General features: G+C 64.9%; 4 protein-coding genes. 1 reads left to right on the top strand and 3 read right to left on the bottom strand.

The genetic code is table 11. The features are described 5' to 3' along the window. The 3 genes from EAO76_RS41080 to EAO76_RS41090 all read right to left on the bottom strand — a co-directional run. The coding region (locus tag EAO76_RS41080; protein WP_222872256.1) for a polyketide synthase docking domain-containing protein at positions 1 to 271 on the bottom strand (271 nt) is incomplete at its 3' end. 112 nt (positions 272 to 383) lie between these two features. Further along, on the bottom strand, positions 384 to 581 hold the full coding sequence (locus EAO76_RS41085; protein WP_148841347.1) for a ferredoxin: 198 nt from the start codon (positions 579 to 581) through the stop codon (positions 384 to 386). A gap of 5 nt (positions 582 to 586) precedes the next feature. Continuing rightward, a complete protein-coding gene (locus EAO76_RS41090; RefSeq protein ID WP_222872257.1) occupies positions 587 to 1,795 on the bottom strand; it encodes a cytochrome P450 in 1,209 nt (402 codons plus the stop codon). 283 nt (positions 1,796 to 2,078) lie between these two features. Here EAO76_RS41090 and EAO76_RS41095 point away from each other — a divergent pair. After that, positions 2,079 to 2,295: polyketide synthase docking domain-containing protein (locus tag EAO76_RS41095; protein ID WP_222872258.1), on the top strand; the 217-nt coding region annotated here is incomplete at its 3' end.

Consider the following 2,295-nt stretch of genomic DNA (forward strand, 5'->3'; position numbering starts at 1 on the left):
TCATACAGACCCGCCACGTCCCAGCCCCGGTCCCCCGGAAATCCCAGCCCCGGTCCCCCGGAAACTCCCCGACCGCGTCCACACCCCCCTCGACCAGATCCCACAAACCCTCCGGAGACACCACACCACCCGGAAAACGACATGCCATACCGACAATCGCCAGCGGCTCATGAGCCCTGTCCTCGACATCAGCCAACTGACGACGGGCCTGACGCAGATCGGCCGTTGCTCGCTTCAGGTATTCGCGGAACTTTTCTTCGGTGTTTCCCACGGGGCGGACCCTTTCGAGGCGGCCTGGCATGCGATCGGACGGAACGGTGCGGCAACGGAGCAGCGCGGCAACGGAGCGTTGCGGCAGCGGAACGGTGCGGCAGCGAAGTCGGTCAGACTTCCTGCACTTCAATGGCGAGCGAGGGGCAGCTGCGAGCCGCCTTTCGCGCTTCGGCGTGCAGTGCCGGTTCCGGCTCCGGCGAGAGGAGCACGACGACGCCGTCCTCGTCCCGCTGGTCGAAGACGTCCGGGGCGGTCATCGCGCAGATTCCGGACGAGCAGCACTCTTCTTCATTGATCGTGATCAGCAGACGGCTCACCACGTCACCTCCAGTCGATGGATTCCGAATACCGTCGCGTCCTTGAAGGGAAGTTCCTCGGGAGGCGACATCAGGCGCAGTTCGGGTATGCGCCTGAAGAGCGTGTTGTAGACGATCTCGAGTTCCGCACGGGCCAGGTTCTGGCCGAGACAGGCGTGGATTCCGAAGCCGAAGGCGACATGGCCCGACGTCTCGCGCTGCAGATCCAGTTCGCCCGGATCGGGGAACACCCGCTCGTCGTGATTGGCGGCGGCCGCCGAGGCGATGAACCCTTCGCCCGCACGGACGACGACATCACCGACCTCTATGTCCTCCAGCGCCACGCGGGCCGTGGGGTAGTCGACGATGCTGAAGTACCGCAGGAGCTCCTCGACGGCGCCGGCGGTCAGCGTCGGATCGGCCTTGACACGGGCGAGCTTCTCGGGCTCGCGCAGCAGGGCGGTCACACCGAGCGAGATCATGTTCGCGGTGGTCTCGTGACCGGCGATGAGCAGCAGCACGGCGAAGCCGGTCAGCAGTTCGCGGTCGTAGATGCCCGCCTCCCGGTACTTCACCGTGAGCCGGCTCAGCAGCGCGTCGTCGGGTTCCTCGGCCTTGCTGTCGACGAGGTCGCCGAGAAAGGCGAGCAGGGCACCGAATGCGTGCTTCCGGTCGTCGGGAGTGCTGGCCCGGTCGAGCAGGACCTCGGTGTACTTCTGAAAAATGCCCCGGCTCCCGTAAGGCACTCCCAGCAATTCGCAGATGACGAGCGATGGAACCGGAAGCGAGAGTTCCTGGACCAGATCGATCGGGCGCGAATTGCCGGAATCCAGGATCCGGGTGATGCACTCGTCGACGATCTCCTGAATACGGGGGCGGAGCCGACGAATACGGCTGGCCGTGAACTCGCTGGTGACCATCCGGCGGTGCAACGCGTGCTCCGGCGAGTCCATCGAGAGCAGAAAACCCTTCTGCGCGAAGACCCCGATGTCGGCGACCGTCGCGGGAAAGGCGGGGTGCGCACGGTTCGAGCTGGTCGCAGGGTTGCTCAGGAGGGTGCGCACGTGTTCGTGGCGCGTCGCCAGCCAGGCAGTCCTGCCGTTCTGCAGCACGACGTGGGACATCGGCTCCTCGGAACGCAGCCGCGCATATTCGGCGGGCGGACTGAAAGGACATGTCCGGGGCATGGGAAAGGAAAGTTTTTCAGAGGTACCGGGGTCGGTCATCTTGTCGACCTCTCGCTCGAGCTATATGCATCCGTACGGTGAGGCTGAGAGAGCGTCGGGAAGCGTAGACACCGCTGCTTAACTCCTGCTAAATGGCAACCCCTGCCGTCCGGTGCGGGTGCCGTGCGAGCGGGCCGGCGTCGATTTCCGGACGACGCTTTAGGTCGCATTAAGAGCAAACCAAGGCCCGGCCTGAAGGGTTACGAGCCGAACGGGTGGGCGCATGTAGGTCGGGCTGCCACCCATGGACCAGTGCCCGGGTAGTCCGAGGGGATGGCTCTGCATGCCGACGACGGAAGACAAGCTCCGCGAGTACCTCAAGCGTGTGACGACCGATCTGCAGCAGACGCGTCGTCAGTTGGCTGATGTCGAGGACAGGGCTCATGAGCCGCTGGCGATTGTCGGTATGGCATGTCGTTTTCCGGGTGGTGTGGTGTCTCCGGAGGGTTTGTGGGATCTGGTCGAGGGGGGTGTGGACGCGGTCGGGGAGTTTCCGGGGG

The sequence above is a fragment of the Streptomyces sp. sk2.1 genome (assembly GCF_008120935.1).
Lineage (GTDB): Bacteria > Actinomycetota > Actinomycetes > Streptomycetales > Streptomycetaceae > Streptomyces.